Raw genomic sequence first — 18176 nt, forward strand, 5'->3', positions numbered from 1 at the left:
GCTCAACTCAGGGCGGCCTGGTGACGCAGCCGCCACGAGTGTCAGTCGGTTCGGTACCTCTTTGCGACGCGACTCCGGGACAGAGTCCGTCGGCACTCGCCACGACACACGACATCCGCACGCCGCGCGCCTGTTCGCGCGCCTTGGCGTACCCGCGATGCGTGTGCCTCCCCTCAGTCGTCACTCATCACTGGAGTCCCGCGATGGACCGTCAGTCCACCCAGCCCAGTCCCGCAGCGCCCCTGAACACGATCGCCGTCGTCGGCCTCGGCACCATGGGCACCGGCATCGCCGAGGTCCTGGCCCGCGCCGGCCGCGAGGTCATCGGCATCGACATCAGCGAGGCGGCCGGCCGTCAGGCCGTCGCCGCCCTGGAGGCCTCGACCGCCCGCGCCGTGGAGCGCGAGCGGCTCACCGAGCAGGAGCGCCGCGACCTGCTGTCCCGGTTCCGCACCTTCTCCGATCTGCAGGCCGCGGCCGACGCCGATCTGGTGATCGAGGTCGTCCCGGAGTCGTACGAGATCAAGCACCAGGTCTTCGCGGGGCTCGACGCGGTCGTCAAGCCCACCGCGATCCTCGCCACCGGCACCAACGCCCTTTCGGTGACCCGGCTGGCCGCCGACTCCGCGCACCCCGAGCGCGTGCTGGGCCTGCACTTCTTCAACCCGGCACCGGCCATGAAGCTGGTCGAGGTCGTCTCGTCCGTGCTGACCGCGCCGACGGCCGTCGAGGCCGTCACCCAGCTCGCCCGCGACCTGGGCAAGGAGCCTGTCGCGGTCGGCGACCGGCCGGGCTTCGTCGCCGACGGGCTGCTGTTCGGCTACCTCAACCAGGCCGCCGCGATGTACGAGGCCAAGTACGCCTCCCGCGAGGACATCGACGCCGCGATGAAGCTGGGCTGCGGCCTGCCGATGGGCCCGCTGGCCCTGCTCGACCTGATCGGCGTCGACACCGCCCGTACCGTCCTGGAGGCGATGTACGCCGACTCCCGCGACCGGCTGCACGCGCCCGCGCCGATCCTGGGGCAGCTCAGCGAGGCGGGCCTGACCGGCCGCAAGTCCGGCCGCGGGTTCTACACGTACGAGGCGCCGGGCAGCGGGGCCGTGGTCCGGGACGCCCTCACGCCGCTGGAGAGCGCCGAGCTCGGGGCGGGCCGTACCGTCGCCTCGGTCGGCGTGGCCGGCTCCGGCACCATGGCCAGCGGTATCGCGGAGGTCTTCGCGAAGGCCGGGTACGGCGTCGTGCTCGCGGCCCGCAGCCCGGAGAAGGCGGAGACGGCGAAGGCCCGGATCGCCAAGTCGCTGGCCCGCTCGGTGGAGAAGGGCCGGCTGACCGCCGAGGCGCGGGACGAGACGCTCGCCCGGATCACCGCGGCCGGCTCGCTCGACGCCTTCTCGGACGTCGATCTGGCCGTCGAGGCGGTGGCCGAGGATCTGGACGTCAAGCAGCAGCTCTTCGCGACGCTCGACAAGGTCTGCAAGCCGGGCGCGGTGCTGGCCACCACCACCTCCTCGCTGCCCGTCGTCGCCATCGCGCGCGCCACCTCGCGCCCGCAGGACGTCATCGGTATGCACTTCTTCAACCCGGCGCCGGCCATGAAGCTGGTCGAGGTGGTGCGCACGGTCCTGACCCTGGACGACGTCCACGCCACCGTGCGCGAGGTCTGCGCGAGGATCCGCAAGCACCCGGTGGACTGCGGCGACCGGGCCGGCTTCATCGTCAACGCGCTGCTGTTCCCGTACCTCAACAACGCGATCAAGATGGTCGAGCAGCACTACGCGACGCTCGACGACATCGACGCCGCGATGAAGCTCGGCGGCGGCTACCCGATGGGGCCGTTCGAACTGCTCGACGTGGTGGGCCTGGACGTCTCCCTCGCGATCGAGAAGGTGCTGCACCGCGAGTTCCGCGACCCGGGTCTGGCCCCCGCGCCGCTCCTTGAGCACCTGGTCGCGGCGGGCTGCCTCGGCCGCAAGACGGGCCGCGGCTTCCGCGAGTATGCCCGACGCTGAACCGCGGCCGGAGTGGGGAGGGCTGCTCGAACCTCCCCCACAGCCTTCGGCGTGGGAGGGGCACACAGGCAGTCCGCCCCCGCATCCGGCCCCACAGACGCGCTCTCCTGCACGAATGCAGTACGTTCAGCTCATGTCCCAGTCCGCCAAGTCCACCCGTACCGCCTCCGCGTCCGACGTTCCGGAAAGTGCCGCGGGCAGTCGCGCTGCCGCGCAGCGGCTCAAAATGCGCCGCGAACTGGCGACGGCGGCCATGGAGCTCTTCGCGACCAAGGGGTACGAGGCGACGACGGTCGACGAGATCGCGGCTGCGGCCGGGGTCGCCCGCCGGACCTTCTTCCGGCACTTCCGCTCCAAGGAAGAGGCGATCTTCCCGGACCACGACGACACCCTGATCAGGGCCGAAGCGGTCCTGGACGCGGCTCCGCCGCACGAGCACCCGCTCGATACGGTGTGCCGGGGCATCAAGGAAGTCATGCGGATGTACGCGGCGTCGCCCGCGGTCTCCGTGGAGCGCTACCGGCTGACCCGCGAGGTGCCGACCCTGCGGGAGCGCGAGATCGCCTCGGTGGCCCGCTACGAGCGGCTGTTCACGCGCTATCTGCTGGGCCACTTCGACGAGCACGACCACCACGACGACAACGACGACCCGCTGCTCGCCGAGGTGGCCGCCTCCGCCGTCGTCACCGCTCACAACCATGTCCTGCGCCGCTGGCTGCGCGCGGGTGGCCAGGGCGACGTGGAGGCACAGCTCGACCATGCCTTCGCCATCGTCCGGGACACCTTCGGTACGGGGATAGGGGCCGGCCGGACCGCCGGCACCTCCGCGCCGTCCGCCTCGTCCGTCCCGGCCGCGGTGCGTACGGAGGGCGACGTCCTGGTCGCGGTGGCGCGTACGGACGCCCCGCTGGACGAGGTCATGCGCACGATCGAGCGGGCCCTGAAGAACAACAGCTGACCGCACACAACCGGACACCCAACGCAACGGCCGCCCCCTCGGGGCGGCCGTTGTTGCTCATGTGTGGCGGACGGGTGACATCTGCGCGAAAATATTGGCACGCAGTGCCTTGTCACCTGACACGCGGTGCCATACGTTGAAGGGGTCCGGGCGGCCGGCGTGCAGAGACCTCTCGTACGCCGGCTGTCCCCGCAAGCCGCACCGCCTGCGCGCCCGGACCGCCTGCGTCACCAGGCACCCTTCGCGCTACCGCGCTCATCTCACCACCCGCCGAACCGATGGCACCCCCGCCGTCCCCTCAAGCGTTCCCCGCAACGCGCTTCGCCGGAGGCAAACCGTGAAGGAAATCCTGGACGCCATTCAGGCGACCGACAGCACCGCCGCGGACTTCGCGGCCCTGTCCATCCCCGAGTCGTACCGCGCGGTGACCGTGCACAAGGACGAGGCCGACATGTTCGCCGGCGTCGACAGCCGCGACAAGGACCCACGCAAGTCCCTCCACATCGAGGACGTGGCCGTCCCCGAGCTCGGCCCGGGCGAGGCCCTGGTGGCCGTCATGGCCAGCTCGGTGAACTACAACTCCGTCTGGACCTCGATCTTCGAGCCGGTGTCCACCTTCGGCTTCCTGGAGCGGTACGGAAGGCTCTCGCCGCTCACCAAGCGCCACGACCTGCCGTACCACGTCATCGGCTCCGACCTGGCGGGCGTCGTGCTGCGCACCGGCCCCGGCGTCAACGCCTGGCGCCCGGGCGACGAGGTCGTCGCGCACTGCCTCTCGGTCGAGCTGGAGTCCTCGGACGGCCACAACGACACGATGCTCGACCCCGAGCAGCGCATCTGGGGCTTCGAGACCAACTTCGGCGGCCTCGCCGAGATAGCCCTCGTCAAGTCCAACCAGCTGATGCCCAAGCCCCAGCACCTCAGCTGGGAGGAGGCGGCCGCCCCCGGCCTGGTCAACTCGACCGCCTACCGCCAGCTCGTCTCCCGTAACGGCGCCGGCATGAAGCAGGGCGACAACGTGCTGATCTGGGGCGCGAGCGGCGGACTCGGTTCGTACGCCACCCAGTTCGCGCTGGCCGGCGGCGCCAACCCCATCTGTGTGGTGTCCAGCGAGCAGAAGGCGGACATCTGCCGGAAGATGGGCGCAGAGGCGATCATCGACCGCAGCGCCGAGGGCTACAAGTTCTGGAAGGACGAGCACAACCAGGACCCCCGCGAGTGGAAGCGCTTCGGTAAGCAGATCCGCGAACTGACCGGCGGCGAGGACGTGGACATCGTCTTCGAGCACCCGGGCCGCGAGACCTTCGGCGCCTCGGTGTACGTCACCCGCAAGGGCGGCACCATCGTGACCTGCGCCTCCACCTCGGGCTACAACCACGAGTACGACAACCGTTACCTGTGGATGTCGCTCAAGCGCATCATCGGCTCGCACTTCGCCAACTACCGCGAGGCGTGGGAGGCCAACCGCCTGATCGCCAAGGGCAAGATCCACCCCACCCTGTCGAAGGTCTACTCGCTCGACGACACCGGCCAGGCCGCGTACGACGTGCACCGCAACCTCCACCAGGGCAAGGTCGGCGTGCTGGCGCTCGCTCCCCGCGAGGGCATGGGCGTCCGTAACGAGGAGCTCCGCGAGAAGCACATCGACGCCATCAACCTGTTCCGTGACGCGCCGGCGGAGCGGACCATCCAGCCGAGCCGGAACGTCTGAGGTCCCGCAGATGACAGAGCGTCAGAAGGACCGGCCCTGGCTCATGCGGACGTACGCCGGTCACTCGACCGCCGAGGCGTCCAACGAGCTCTACCGGCGCAACCTCGCCAAGGGCCAGACCGGTCTGTCGGTCGCGTTCGACCTGCCGACGCAGACCGGCTACGACCCCGACCACATCCTCGCCCGCGGCGAGGTGGGCCGGGTCGGGGTCCCGGTCTCGCACCTGGGCGACATGCGGCGGCTGTTCCAGGACATCCCGCTGGAGCAGATGAACACGTCCATGACGATCAACGCCACCGCCATGTGGCTGCTGGCGCTCTACCAGGTGGTGGCGGAGGAGCAGGGCGCCGACGCCACCAAGCTCCAGGGGACGACGCAGAACGACATCGTCAAGGAGTACCTCTCGCGCGGGACGCACGTCTTCCCGCCCGGCCCTTCGCTGCGCCTGACCACCGACATGATCACGTACACGGTGGCGCACATCCCCAAGTGGAACCCGATCAACATCTGCAGCTACCACCTGCAGGAGGCGGGCGCCACGCCGGTCCAGGAGATCGCGTACGCGATGTCCACGGCCATCGCCGTGCTGGACGCGGTCCGCGACAGCGGCCAGGTGCCGGCCGAGAAGTTCGGCGATGTCGTCGCCCGTATCTCCTTCTTCGTGAACGCGGGCGTCCGCTTCATCGAGGAGATGTGCAAGATGCGCGCCTTCGGCCGTATCTGGGACAAGGTCACCCGCGAGCGGTACGGCATCGAGAACGAGAAGCAGCGCCGCTTCCGCTACGGCGTCCAGGTCAACTCCCTGGGCCTGACCGAGGCGCAGCCGGAGAACAACGTCCAGCGCATAGTCCTGGAAATGCTGGCCGTCACCCTCTCCAAGGACGCGCGCGCCCGCGCGGTGCAGCTGCCGGCCTGGAACGAGGCGCTGGGGCTGCCCCGGCCCTGGGACCAGCAGTGGTCGCTGCGCATCCAGCAGGTCCTCGCGCACGAGTCGGACCTGCTGGAGTACGAGGACATCTTCGCGGGGTCGCACGTCATCGAGGCCAAGGTGTCCTCGCTGGTCGACGAGTGCCTCGCCGAGATCGACCGGATCCAGGAGATGGGCGGCGCGATGGCGGCCGTCGAGTCCGGCTACCTCAAGTCGCAGCTGGTCTCCTCGCACGCCGAGCGGCGGGCCCGGATCGAGGCCGGCGACGAGAAGATCATCGGCGTCAACATCTTCGAGACGACCGAGCCCAACCCACTCACCGCGGACCTCGACACCGCGATCATGACGGTCGACCCGGCGAACGAGGCGCGGGTCGTCGCCAAGCTGCACGAGTGGCGGGACAACCGCGAGGAGGCCCGCGCCACCGAGGCGCTGGCCGCCCTGAAGAAGGCCGCCGCGGGCACCGCCAACATGATGGCCGCCACCGTCGAGTGCGCCCGCGCGGGCGTCACGACCGGCGAGTGGTCCTGGGCGCTGCGGGATGTCTTCGGCGAGTTCCGCGCTCCGACGGGCGTCAGCAGCGCCCCGGTCGCGGTCACCGCCGAGGCGGGGACCCCGCTGGCGGTCGTACGGGAGAAGGTGTCCCGTACCGCGGACGAGCTGGGCTCCGGCCGGCTGCGGCTGCTGGTCGGCAAGCCCGGCCTGGACGGGCACTCCAACGGTGCCGAGCAGATCGCCGTCCGGGCCCGCGACGCGGGCTTCGAGGTGGTCTACCAGGGCATCAGGCTGACGCCCGAGCAGATCGTCAACGCGGCGCTCGCGGAGGACGTGCACTGCGTCGGGCTGTCGATCCTGTCCGGCTCGCACGCCGAGCTGGTGCCGGACGTGCTCGGCCGGCTGCGCGAGGCCGGCGCCGCCGACATTCCGGTGATCGTGGGCGGGATCATCCCGAACGCCGACGCCGAGGATCTGCGTGCGGCCGGTGTGGCCGCCGTATTCACCCCGAAGGACTTCGGTATTACGGAGATCATCGGCCGTATCGTCGACGAGATCCGGAAAGCGAACAAGCTCGACCCTCTGGAGGTCCCCGCATGACAACGCCCGTGAACCGTCTGCGTCCGCGCCGCTCGTGCCTGGCCGTACCGGGTTCCAACCCGCGCTTCCTGGAGAAGGCCCAGGGCCTGCCGGCCGACCAGGTCTTCCTGGACCTGGAGGACGCGTGCGCGCCGCTCGCCAAGGAGGGCGCCAGGCACACCATCGTCGACGCGCTGAACAACGGCGACTGGACGGGCAAGACGCGGGTCGTGCGCGTCAACGACTGGACGACGCACTGGACGTACCGTGACGTCATCACGGTCGTCGAGGGCGCCGGCCAGAACCTCGACTGCATCATGCTGCCGAAGGTCCAGGACGCCCAGCAGGTCGTCGCGCTCGACCTCCTGCTCACCCAGATCGAGAAGACGATGGGCTTCGAGGTCGGGAAGATCGGCATCGAGGCGCAGATCGAGAACGCCAAGGGTCTGGTGAACGTCGACGAGATCGCCGCCGCCTCGCCGCGCCTGGAGACCATCATCTTCGGCCCGGCCGACTTCATGGCCTCCATCAACATGAAGTCCCTGGTCGTCGGCATGCAGCCGCCCGGCTACCCGGCGGACGCGTACCACTACATCCTGATGCGCATCCTGATGGCGGCCCGCACGCACGACCTGCAGGCCATCGACGGCCCGTTCCTGCAGATCCGCGACGTGGACGCGTACCGCGAGGTGGCCGGCCGCGCCGCCGCCCTCGGCTTCGACGGCAAGTGGGTGCTGCACCCCGGCCAGGTCGACGCGGCCAACGAGGTCTTCTCGCCCTCCCAGGAGGACTACGACCACGCGGAGCTGATTCTCGACGCGTACGAGTGGTGCACCTCGGAGGAGGGCGGCAAGAAGGGCTCCGCGATGCTCGGCGACGAGATGATCGACGAGGCCAGCCGCAAGATGGCCCTCGTGATCGCGGGCAAGGGACGCGCGGCCGGCATGCAGCGCACGTCCAAGTTCGAAGCGCCTTCCGCCTGACGGCGGCCGGCAGGTCGGGCGCTACCCCATCCCCACCCCGGGCCCCGCAGGGGCCTGGCAGCACCCCGGAGAGGCACTATGCAGTTTGGCCGCACCTATGAGGAATTCACGGTCGGCGACGTCTATCGGCACTGGCCCGGGAAGACGGTCACCGAGTACGACGACCACCTCTTCTGTCTGCTCACCATGAACCACCACCCGCTGCACATGGACAGCAACTACGCCGAGAAGACCACCGACTTCGGCCAGAACGTCGTCGTCGGCAACTACATCTACTCGCTGCTGCTGGGCATGTCGGTCCCGGACGTCTCCGGGAAGGCCATCGCCAACCTGGAGATCGAGTCGCTGAAGCACGTGGCGCCGACCTTCCACGGCGACACGATCTACGGCGAGACGACCGTCCTCGACAAGACCCCGTCGAAGTCGAAGAACGACCGCGGGATCGTCTACGTCGAGACCAAGGGCTACAAGCAGGACGGCACCCTCGTCTGCGTGTTCCGGCGCAAGGTGATGGTCCCGACCGAGACGTACATCAAGGAGCGCGGCTGGGGGCACCTCCCGGGCGGTAGCCCAGGGGGAGAGCAGCCCGGCCGCCCGGAGCTCAAGAGCCAGGAGAAGTAGCCATGAGCCGACTCGCCCAGACCCCCGGGCTGACCGACATCCAGCAGGAAATCCTGGCCACCGTCCGGGACTTCGTCGACAAGGAGATCATTCCGGTCGCGACCGAGCTGGAGCACCGCGACGAGTACCCGACGCAGATCGTCGAAGGCCTCAAGGAACTCGGCCTGTTCGGGCTGATGATCCCGGAGGAGTACGGGGGTCTGGGCGAGTCGCTGCTCACGTACGCGCTGTGCGTCGAGGAGATAGCGCGGGGCTGGATGTCCGTCTCGGGCATCATCAACACCCACTTCATCGTGGCGTACATGCTCAAGCAGCACGGCACCCAGGAGCAGAAGGACACCTTCCTGCCGCGGATGGCGCTGGGCGAGGTGCGCGGCGCGTTCTCGATGTCCGAGCCGGCCCTTGGCTCCGATGTGTCGGCCATCACGTCGAAGGGCGTGAAGGACGGCGAGGAGTACGTGCTGACCGGTCAGAAGATGTGGCTGACGAACGGCGGCACGTCGAATCTGGTGGCGGTGCTGTGCCGGAGTGACGAAGGACACCCTGAGGGCACGGCCCCGCACAAGTCGATGACGACCTTCCTCGTCGAGAAGGAGCCGGGCTTCGGTGAGGTCCGTCCGGGCCTGACCATCCCCGGGAAGATCGACAAGATGGGTTACAAGGGTGTCGACACCACGGAACTCATCATGGACGGACTGCGCATTCCGGCCAATCGTGTACTCGGCGGCGCGACGGGCCGAGGGTTTTACCAAATGATGGACGGCGTCGAAGTCGGCCGCGTGAATGTGGCGGCGCGTGGCTGCGGTGTCGCTCAGCGTGCGTTCGAGCTGGGCGTTTCGTACGCCCAGCAGCGTCAGACCTTCGGAAAGCCGATCGCTCAGCACCAGGCGATCCAGTTCAAACTGGCCGAGATGGCTACCAAGGTCGAGGCCGCCCATGCGATGATGGTGAACGCAGCACGCAAAAAGGACTCCGGACAACGAAACGACCTCGAAGCGGGGATGGCGAAGTACCTCGCCTCCGAATACTGCAAAGAGGTCGTCGAGGACGCGTTCCGCATTCACGGCGGATACGGGTTCTCGAAGGAGTACGAGATCGAGCGCCTCTACCGGGAGGCCCCGATGCTGCTGATCGGCGAAGGTACCGCCGAGATCCAGAAAATGATCATTGGGCGGCGGCTGCTCGAGGAGTACCGGTTCCAGGGCTGAAAGACCTCTTTGTGGGGATTTAACCGCGACGATGTCACGCCCTGTCATCGGCTTCAGGCCGCCGACTCGGCTTCTGGCTTGCCCAGTTGTTGCACTCAACCGATAGCATCGCCGGAAAGCCGCCGTCCCCCGTTGCCTGCGCGGCATCATCCGCTACGAAGGTCATCCATGCCCCACAGCCAAACCTCTGCACCACGCGGCCGCGTCCGCCTCGCGCGCGGAGCATCGCCGTGGCTTCTGCCGACCGTCGCCACCGCGGCGCTCAGCCTCGCCCGGGCTCGTAAGTCCGGGCGATGGGCTGCCGTCGCCGTGCCCACCACCGCTCTGGCGGCGGGCATGCTGTGGTTCTTCCGCGACCCCGAGCGCGAGATCACCCAGGGCCGGGTCATCTCGCCGGCCGACGGTGTGGTGCAGAGCATCATGCCGTGGAAGGACGGACGTACCCGCGTCGCGATCTTCATGAGCCCGCTCAACGTGCACGTCAACCGGGCGCCCCTCGCGGGCACCGTGACGTCCGTCGAGCACATCCCCGGCGGGTTCGTCCCCGCGTTCAACAAGGAGAGCGAGAACAACGAGCGCGTTGTCTGGCACTTCGACACCGAGCTCGGCGACATCGAGATGGTGCAGATCGCGGGTGCTGTCGCCCGGCGCATCGTCCCGTACCTCCCGCAGGGCACCAAGGTGGAGCAGGGCGAGCGCATCGGTCTGATCCGCTTCGGCTCGCGGGTCGACATCTACCTTCCGGAAGGTGTCGATGTCGCGGTCGAGGTCGGCCAGACCACCACCGCGGGGGTGACTCGAATTGACCGTGATTGATCCGGAGACTCAGGCCGGCTGGGTGCCGGAGGCGGTCGAGGACGAGGACGAAGCCGAGGACATGCCGCTGTCACTGCGGCTGTCGATAGCGGACACCCTCACGCTCGGTAACGCCACATGCGGATTCATGGCGGTGTACTTCACCACCACCGGGATCCTCATCCCGCACCTCACGGGCAGCGAGGAGACCGGCATGGCGCGGCACAGCGCCGCGACCGCCGTGATCCTGATGCTGCTCGCGGCGATCTTCGACCTGTGCGACGGGCTGGTCGCGCGCAAGCTGCGCAGCTCGCCGATGGGCGCGGAGCTGGACAACCTCTCCGACCTGATCAGCTTCGGCCTCGCCCCGGCGTACTTCGTGCTCGTGTACGGCATGGTCGCCGACGACGCGCACCAGCGGGTGTCGGCGCTGGCTGCGATCGTGGTGCTGCTGGCGGTGGTGCTGCGGCTTGCGAGATTCTCGTGCGTGACGATGAAGGACGGCATGTTCCAGGGCATGCCGAGCCCCTTCGGCGCGCTCACGGTCGTCTCGATCGTGCTGCTCGAGCTCCCCTTCGTGCCGACGCTGCTCGCGATCATCGGAGTGGCCTGGCTGATGGTGAGCCGGGTCGAGTACCCGAAGCCGCGGGGCATCCTCGCGGTCGCGATGCTCAGCTGGATAGTCGGCGCGATGGGGCTGCTGGCGGCGTGGGCGTTCGACGCGCCGGGCGGCCAGTTCCTGCTCCAGACCGGCTGCGCGCTGCAGGTGGTCATGGGCGCGGTGATCCCGCTCTTCGCGACCACGCGACGGGTGAACACGTTCCGCCACAACCGCCGCGAGGCGCGGGCAGCTGAGCTGCCTTGACCCGGTACGGAAACGGTGCGGGCCCCGAGTGCGATGCACTCGGGGCCCGCACCGTTTCCGGGGGCGGACGGGGTACCCCCGATCGGCGGCAGGTGCTCCGCGCAGCCGCAGACCGGGGCCGCCTCGTTGCGCGGAGCTGCCGCACCCCTGCCGCGGGCCGGCCCAAGCCGCGCGAAGCTGACGCAGCCCTGCCGGGGCCCGACGCAAGCGGCGCGGCGCAGCCGCACCCTTGCCCGGGGGCCGCTCGCGGTGCGGGTTTGCCGGGCGGCGTTTGCGTTAGCCGGCTGGGGTGAAGTTTTCGGCCGCGGGCGAGACCTTGGCGCTCTGGACCACCTTCAGGCCGCCCGGGACCTTGTTGTCCGGCTTCAGGATCAGGGACTTCCGGGTGGACGGGGCCTTCGGGTCGGAGAAGTCGTGCGTGATGCCGAAGCCGCTGTCGTACGCGTTGATCGTCAGCAGCGCCTTGTCGATGCCCTCCCGCGTGAGGTCCTTCGCCTCGCACGCCTTCTTCAGTACCTCCCCGTAGATGGACGCGGCGGTGTAACCGGCGACCACGCCGTTGTCGAGGCCGTCCTTCGGATAGGCCGCCTTGTAGTCGGCGGCCAGCTTCGCCGGGCCCGCCTCGCCGGCGCCGATGGGCAGCGTGGAAATGGCCACGTAGTAGTCCTTCATCAGCGCGGGTCCCGCCGGGGTGGCCAGCAGTTGCGGAGCGAAGGCCGAGTTGTTGCCGACAATCGGGACGCCCCAGCCGCCCGCCGCCGCGACGCCCACGAGCGAGGCCGCCTGCCGGGGGCCCGCGCTGATCAGGACCGCCTTGACGCCCGCCTGCTTGAGCGCAGCGACCTGCGCGGACATGTCGTTGTCGGTGGGCTTGATCTTCTGCTCGACAACCGTGAGCCCCGCCTCCTTCGCCGCGAACTTCGAGCCGACCAGCGCGTTCTCCCCGTAGTCGCCCTCGAAGTAGACATGGCCGATCTTGTCGCCCTTGGCGATGCGCTTGCCGCTGAGCAGGTAGTCGACCGCGTTGATGGTCTCGATGTCGTACGTGGCGCCGATGACCCGTACGTACGGGCTGCCCAGCAGCGACGCCGACCATGCCTGTGGCAGCACCAGGCCCTTGTCCTGGCCGTCGATGCGCTGCTTGACGGCGGCGACGAACGGCGAGCCGATGAACTGGGCGAAGCCCAGCACCTTCGGCTCCAGCTCGGTGTACGCGGCCAGCGCCTTCTGCGGGTCGTAGCCGTGGTCGCGGACGGTCAGCTCGATCTGCCGCCCGCAGATGCCGCCCGCGGCGTTGGTCTGCTTCACCCACAGCTGCTGTGCCTGGGTGACGCTCTTACCGAGGGAGGCGTAGACGCCGGTCATGTCGGTGAGGACGCCGAGCGGGATGGTCTTGTCGGTCACCCCGTTGCCGGTCTTGACGCCGCCGGCGCCCGCCTTGCCCTCGTCGTCCTTGGTGGCCTTGCCGCTGCACCCTGCGGCGGTGAGCGCCAGTGCGGCCGCCAGCGCCGCTGCACAGATCCTTGGCTTCATGCTGCTTCCTCCCCTGGGGACGTGCGTGAACGCCGGGCGGCCGCGATACGGACGAGACCGCCGGGCAGGAACAGGACCACCACCACGACGGCGGCCCCGTACAGATAGCGGGACGCCTCTCCCGGGGAGACCCCGCCCGTACCGGGCGCGGAGACCAGCGGGAGGGAGTCGCTGTAGCGGGTCAGCAGCTGGGGCAGCAGCGAGACGAACGCCGCGCCGACGACCGCTCCCGCGACCGTGCCGAGCCCGCCGATCACGATCATGGCGAGGTATTCGAGGGACAGGATCATGCCGAAGTAGTCCGGCACGGTGCGCTGGAAGACCAGCGCGAGGAGCACCCCGGCGAGGCCCGCGTACATCGAGGAGAGGACGAACACCGCGGCCCGGTAGCGGGCGACGGGTACGCCCATCACGCCGGCGGCGATGCGGTGGTCGCGGATGGCGTTCATGGCCCGCCCCGGGCGGCCGCGCAGGACCCCGCGCGCGAACAGGGCGCAGGCCAGCAGCGCGACCAGGCCCACGTACCAGAGCTTCTCGGCGGACTGGAAGGGCACGGCGGCGATGACCGTCTCGGTGTCGTCGAAGGTGATCCCGAAGAGCGAGAGGGGCTCCACCGCACGGCCGTTGAAGCCGCCGGTCAGATCGCGGGCGTTGAACAGGACATGCTGGCCGATGAAGATCAGCGCGAGGGTGGCGATGCCCAGGTACGCGCCGCTCAGGCGTCCGGCGATGGGGCTGAACAGCCCGCCCGCCAGGCCCGCGAGGAGCACGGCGAGGACCGCCGCGAGCCAGCTGGGCAGCCCGAGCCCGACGAGGTCGTGGCCGTTCTCGGTGGTGCTGTCGCCGGCCAGGACGCAGTAGCCGTACGCGCCGACGGCGAGGAAGAAGGCGTGCCCCATGGAGAGCTGCCCGGTGGCGCCGGTGAGCAGGTTGATGCCGATGGCGCCGATCGCCGCGGCCATCGCGAACAGCCCGGCCTGGAGCCAGAAGCGGTCGAGGTAGAAGGGCAGGGCGAGCAGGAGGAGCGTTCCGGCGGCCCAGGCGTACGGGGTGGGCCGCCGGAGCTGCGCAGACGGACTTGGGACGGGGGACGGGCGGGGGCGGCGTACGGACGGGCGCAGGGCGCCGGACAGGCGGGGTTCAGACACGTGCCAGCTCCTTCGTGCCGAACAGCCCGGCCGGCCGGACAAGCAGCACCACGACCATCACCAGATACGGCGCGAGGTCGCCGACGCCCCGGCCCAGGAACGACAGTTCGCCCTGGTAGCCGGTCGCGAGCGACTCGGTTACGCCGACGATCAGTCCGCCGGCCAGAGCGCCGGTGGTGGAGTCCAGGCCGCCGAGGATCGCGGCCGGGAAAGCCTTGAGGGCGGCCAGCGACGTACTGCGCTCAAGACCCGGTGTCGGGAATACCGTCAGGAACAGCGCGGCCACCGCGGCGAGCGCGCCGGCCACCGCCCATGCGGCGAGCGAGACGCGGCCCAGCCGTACGCCCATCAGCGCCGCGGTCTCCGGCTTCTCCGCGGCGGCGCGCATCGCCACGCCCCACGAGGTGAAGCGGAAGACCAGCAGGAACGCGGTGATCAGGAGCGCGGCGGAGAGGAACGCCGCGACCCGGGTCTGGGCGATCGTGACGGATCCGACGGTCAGGACGCGGTCGCCCCACGGGTCGCCGAGCGAGAGTACGTCGGTGCCGATCCGGCGGGTGAGGTCGGTGGTGAGGAGGATGTCGACGCCGATGGTGACGATGGCGAGGACGCTGTGGTCGGAGCCGCGGTAGCGGCGCATCACCAGGAACTCGACGCCCGCGCCGACGACGGCGGCAGCGCCGATGCCGACGGCGAGGGCGGCCCAGAAGCCGATCTCGTCGTGCAGGACGGCCGTCACATAGCCGCCGGCGAGCAGGAGGGACGCGTGGGCGAAGTTGACCACCTCGGTCGCCTTGAAGATGACAACGAATCCGAGGGCGATCAGGGCGTACACCGATCCCATGGACAGGCCGCCCAGGAGGAGTTCGACGAAGGTCGTCACGGCGTGGCCTCCTCACCGAGGTAGGCGCGGACGACCGCCGGGTCGCTCTGCACCCGGGCGGGTGTCCCGCCGCCGATCCTGCGTCCGAAGTCGAGTACGGTCACCGCGTCGGCGAGCCGCATCACCACCCCCATGTCGTGTTCGACCAGCACGATCGAGATACCGAGGCTGTCGCGCACCCCGGCGATGACGGCGGCGGTCTGCCGCCGTTCGTCGCCGGTCATCCCGGCCACCGGTTCGTCGAGGAGCAGCAGCTTCGGCTCCATGCACAGGGCGCGGCCCAGCTCGACGAGCTTCTGCTTTCCGTACGGGAGCGCGCCCGCGGGATGCGCGAGGTCCCGCTCCAGGCCGACGAAGGCCGCGATCTCCCGTACGCGCTCCCGGTGTTGGCGCCCCTCGCGGGCCGCGGAGGGCAGCCGCAGGCCGGCGGCGAGGAAGCCGGACCGGGTCAGCCGGTGGCGGCCGAGCATCAGGCTGTCGGCGACGGTGGCGTGCGGGGGCAGGGCGAGGTTCTGGAAGGTACGGGCGATCCCGAGTGCGGCGACGGCGTGCGGGGCGAGGCCGGTCAGTTCGGTGCCGCCGAAGCGGATGCTGCCGGAGGCGGCCCGGTACACCCCGGACAGGACGTTGAAGCAGGTGGACTTTCCGGCGCCGTTGGGACCGATGACGGCGTGCACGCTGCCGGGTTCGACGGTGAACGACACGGCGTCGAGGGCGGTGAGCCCGGCGAACCGGACGGTGACGTCGGTGACGTGGAGCACCGGCGCGTCTGCCTGGGCGGCGCGGTGCGGGGTGGCGTCCCCGGTGGCGGTCATCGGGCCCTCCCGCACAGGCGGGGCCGGTGCCCGACGCGTCGCCTGCGGCGGGCTCGTCCCCGCCCCTCCCCTTCCCGAAACCGGGGGCAGGCCCCCGGGCCCCCAGGACGCCCTTCGGGCGTGTCCTCAATCGCCGGACAGGCTTGATCAAGCCCGTCCGGCGATTGAGGACCGGGGTCTGGGTCAGAGCCCCAGGTTCGGGAAGGTGGGGGTCCCCCCGGACGAAGTCTGGGGGAGGGGTGGGGAACGGGCCCGCCGCAGGCGCACCGTACTGCCGGCCCGCGCGTCATGCCGGCCACCTGGACAGCGCCGGGGCCTCCGTACGCGCCCGCGGAACGTCCGCCGCGGCCGTCTCGTCGACCACACCGAGATACCGGCGACGAACCTCGTCGGACGCCGCCAGCACGTCCGCCGGCCCCGACAGGGCGACCTCGCCCACGTCCAGTACGTACGCCGAAGACGCCAGCCGCAGCGCGAGCGCCGCGTTCTGCTCCACCAACAGCACCGACGTACCACGGGAGTTGATCTCCGTGATCGTCGCGGCGATACGCGCGGCCATCATGGGGGCCAGGCCCAGCGACGGTTCGTCCAGCAGCAGCAGCTTGGGCCGGGCCATCAGGGCCCGGCCCAGGGCCAGCATCTGCTGCTCCCCGCCGGAGAGCAGGCCGGCGCGCTGCCGGGCGCGGTCGGCCAGTACGGGGAAGAGCTCGTGGACGCGGGCGAGTGCCGCCGCGCCCTCCTTGCGGCCGCCCCGCGCACCCAGCGCGCCGGCCCGCAGATTGTCGGCGACCGACATCCGGGCGAACACCTGACGCCCCTCCGGGACCTGCACGACCCCGGCGGCCACCACCTGCGCGGGGCTCATCCCGTCGAGCGGGCGCCCGTCGAACGCCACAGTGCCGGCCGAGACCGCGCCGCGGTGAAAGGGGAGAGTCCGCGAAATCGCCCTGAGCAGTGTGGACTTGCCGGCACCGTTCCCGCCGAGTACGGCGACCACCGCGCCGGCCGGGACCTCCACCGAGATCGCGCGCAGCGCCCGTACCGGCCCATAGCCGACGGACAGCGCGCGCACCTCCAGCGAAGCCGAAACGGCCGCCATGCCTTCTCCTTCCGCCCCGCTTCCCACCCTGCTGTGCTGGCGCACACATCAGCACCGGGTGGTCCGGCCGTCCACGGCGAACGGCCGAATCGCTGCGGATGACCAGCGAGGGGCGGACCACGTTGTGCACCCGCACAAGGCTGCGTGCGCGGGGCCTGTCGCACCCTGCCCGGGGGTGGCATCCTCACCAGCCATGAGTGGCCGGAGAACGCGCACTGATCGCGAGTGGTCGGTCCTGGTGAGTGCCTCCGAGGTGCTCACCGAACGCATCCCACGGCTGACCGACCAGCTGATCGAGGAACTTCACACCCATTCACCGCTGTTCGACCTCGCCGTGCCGCGGGACGAGCACTGGCAGCAGATCAGCGAGGCGATGCACTACGGCATCGAGGCGTTCGCCGCGCGCCGGTCGGACCCGCGCCGGGACCTGGTCTACGCGGAGGAGCTGGGCCGGCGCCGGGCCGAGCAGGGGCTCCCGCTGGACCTGCTGCTCTACGCGTACCGGCACGCGGGCCGGCTCACCTGGGACGCGCTGCTGGAGATCGTCAGCGAGAAGGACCCGGACGCGCTGCCGGTGCTGGCGCACACGGCCGCGCAGATGTGGGCGGGGGTCGATCAGCAGGCCTCCACGGTGGCGGAGGCCTACCGCACCACCGAGCAGGAGATGCGGCGGCGCAGCGACGAACGCGTGCAGGCGCTGCTCGACGCCCTGCTGGAGGGCCAGTCGGCGCCGGCCCTGGCCGCCAGGGCTGCGGCCGGGCTCGATCTGCCGGAGCAGGGCCGGTACGCGGTGGTGGTGCTGCGGGTGGAGCGGCGCGACGGGCGGGAGCCGTTCCATCGGATCGGGGAGGCGGAGGGCATGCGCTTCTTCTGGCGGATGCGTACGGACTGCGAGGTCGCGGTGGTCGCCCTGGGCGAGGCGGACCTCGCGGCCCTGGCCGCCGAGCTGGGCCGCCGCTGCCCGGGCCCGGGCGGGATCAGCCCGGTGGTGGACCGGCTGGCGGACCTGGGCCTGGCGCGCCGGCTGGCGGCGACGGCACTGCGTACGTGCGGTCCGGACGCGCGGGAGGTCGTACGCCTGGACGAGCGGCTGCCCACGGCGCTGGTGGTGAGCCAGCCCGAGCTGTCGGCGCGCCTGGTGGCCGACGTCTTCGGCCCACTGCTCGAACTGGATCCGGCGGACCGGGTGGTGCTGCTGGAGACGCTGGACGCGTGGCTGGAGGCGGAGGGCTCGGCGGGCCGGGCGGCGACGCGCCTGTACTGCCACCGCAACACGGTCTTCAACCGCCTGCGGAGGCTGGAACAGCTCACGTCGAGGTCACTGTCCCGGCCACGGGACCTGACGGAGATGACCCTGGCCCTGGACGCGTTCCGCCTCACGGAGCCGTAAGGGGGGCGGGGGCACGTCCCACCCACCCGCCCTGGATCTGGGGGCGAGCCCCCAACCCCTGGCGAGCCAGGCCGCTCCGCGTCCGGCTCGGACTCCCCGGGCGCCAGGCACCGAACGCCGGGCCACCACCGCCCATCACCCGGGCGGGATGCT

Annotated in this window: 15 protein-coding genes; 10 read left to right on the top strand and 5 right to left on the bottom strand. The window is 70.4% G+C overall.

Annotation, left to right across the window (positions count from 1 at the left end):
- The first annotated feature begins 203 nt into the window (after nt 1-203).
- The 9 genes from NLX86_RS13725 to pssA all read left to right on the top strand — a co-directional run bounded on the left by NLX86_RS13725 (nt 204) and on the right by pssA (nt 11155).
- Nucleotides 204-2012 (top strand): 3-hydroxyacyl-CoA dehydrogenase family protein, encoded by a 1809-nt coding sequence (locus NLX86_RS13725; protein ID WP_254371949.1) that lies wholly within the window; start codon nt 204-206, stop codon nt 2010-2012.
- Between the two features lie 115 nt (nt 2013-2127).
- Nucleotides 2128-2970 (top strand): TetR family transcriptional regulator, encoded by an 843-nt coding sequence (locus tag NLX86_RS13730; RefSeq protein WP_254371950.1) that lies wholly within the window; start codon nt 2128-2130, stop codon nt 2968-2970.
- 337 nt (nt 2971-3307) lie between these two features.
- Nucleotides 3308-4681: a crotonyl-CoA carboxylase/reductase gene (gene ccrA / locus NLX86_RS13735; protein WP_254371951.1), complete on the top strand. Its 1374-nt coding sequence runs from the start codon at nt 3308-3310 to the stop codon at nt 4679-4681.
- A 10-nt stretch (nt 4682-4691) separates the two neighbouring features.
- Complete coding sequence (locus NLX86_RS13740) at nt 4692-6704, top strand: protein meaA (protein ID WP_254371952.1); 2013 nt, start codon at nt 4692-4694, stop codon at nt 6702-6704.
- A complete protein-coding gene (locus NLX86_RS13745; RefSeq protein WP_254371953.1) occupies nt 6701-7666 on the top strand; it encodes a CoA ester lyase in 966 nt (321 codons plus the stop codon). Before NLX86_RS13740 ends, NLX86_RS13745 begins: the two co-directional genes overlap by 4 nt.
- A 78-nt stretch (nt 7667-7744) precedes the next feature.
- A complete protein-coding gene (locus tag NLX86_RS13750) occupies nt 7745-8287 on the top strand; it encodes a MaoC family dehydratase (protein WP_254371954.1) in 543 nt (180 codons plus the stop codon).
- 2 nt (nt 8288-8289) lie between these two features.
- Nucleotides 8290-9495 (top strand): acyl-CoA dehydrogenase family protein, encoded by a 1206-nt coding sequence (locus NLX86_RS13755; protein WP_254371955.1) that lies wholly within the window; start codon nt 8290-8292, stop codon nt 9493-9495.
- Between the two features lie 168 nt (nt 9496-9663).
- Nucleotides 9664-10311, top strand: coding sequence for a phosphatidylserine decarboxylase (locus NLX86_RS13760; RefSeq protein WP_254371956.1), 648 nt, complete (start codon nt 9664-9666; stop codon nt 10309-10311).
- Nucleotides 10298-11155 (top strand): CDP-diacylglycerol--serine O-phosphatidyltransferase, encoded by an 858-nt coding sequence (pssA, locus tag NLX86_RS13765; RefSeq protein WP_254371957.1) that lies wholly within the window; start codon nt 10298-10300, stop codon nt 11153-11155. The genes NLX86_RS13760 and pssA overlap by 14 nt, the downstream gene beginning before the upstream one ends.
- A 276-nt stretch (nt 11156-11431) precedes the next feature.
- Here pssA and NLX86_RS13770 read toward each other — a convergent pair whose 3' ends face one another.
- The 5 genes from NLX86_RS13770 to NLX86_RS13790 form a co-directional block, all read right to left on the bottom strand.
- Nucleotides 11432-12688, bottom strand: a complete 1257-nt coding sequence (locus NLX86_RS13770) for an ABC transporter substrate-binding protein (RefSeq protein WP_254371958.1) — start codon at nt 12686-12688, stop codon at nt 11432-11434.
- Entirely contained in the window at nt 12685-13809 is a 1125-nt protein-coding gene (locus NLX86_RS13775; RefSeq protein WP_254372093.1) for a branched-chain amino acid ABC transporter permease, read from the bottom strand. The genes NLX86_RS13770 and NLX86_RS13775 overlap by 4 nt, the downstream gene beginning before the upstream one ends.
- 19 nt (nt 13810-13828) lie before the next feature.
- Nucleotides 13829-14719 carry a branched-chain amino acid ABC transporter permease gene (locus NLX86_RS13780; protein WP_254371959.1) on the bottom strand — a complete coding sequence of 297 codons (891 nt, stop codon included), beginning with the start codon at nt 14717-14719 and terminating at the stop codon, nt 13829-13831.
- Nucleotides 14716-15534: an ABC transporter ATP-binding protein gene (locus tag NLX86_RS13785; protein ID WP_254371960.1), complete on the bottom strand. Its 819-nt coding sequence runs from the start codon at nt 15532-15534 to the stop codon at nt 14716-14718. Before NLX86_RS13785 ends, NLX86_RS13780 begins: the two co-directional genes overlap by 4 nt.
- 286 nt (nt 15535-15820) lie before the next feature.
- Nucleotides 15821-16633 carry an ABC transporter ATP-binding protein gene (locus tag NLX86_RS13790; protein ID WP_254371961.1) on the bottom strand — a complete coding sequence of 271 codons (813 nt, stop codon included), beginning with the start codon at nt 16631-16633 and terminating at the stop codon, nt 15821-15823.
- Between the two features lie 193 nt (nt 16634-16826).
- On the opposite strand from NLX86_RS13790, the gene NLX86_RS13795 reads away from it, so the two are divergent.
- On the top strand, nt 16827-18023 hold the full coding sequence (locus NLX86_RS13795) for a CdaR family transcriptional regulator (RefSeq protein WP_254371962.1): 1197 nt from the start codon (nt 16827-16829) through the stop codon (nt 18021-18023).
- The last annotated feature ends 153 nt before the right edge of the window (nt 18024-18176 follow it).

This window comes from Streptomyces sp. A3M-1-3, assembly GCF_024213665.1.
Classification (GTDB): domain Bacteria; phylum Actinomycetota; class Actinomycetes; order Streptomycetales; family Streptomycetaceae; genus Streptomyces.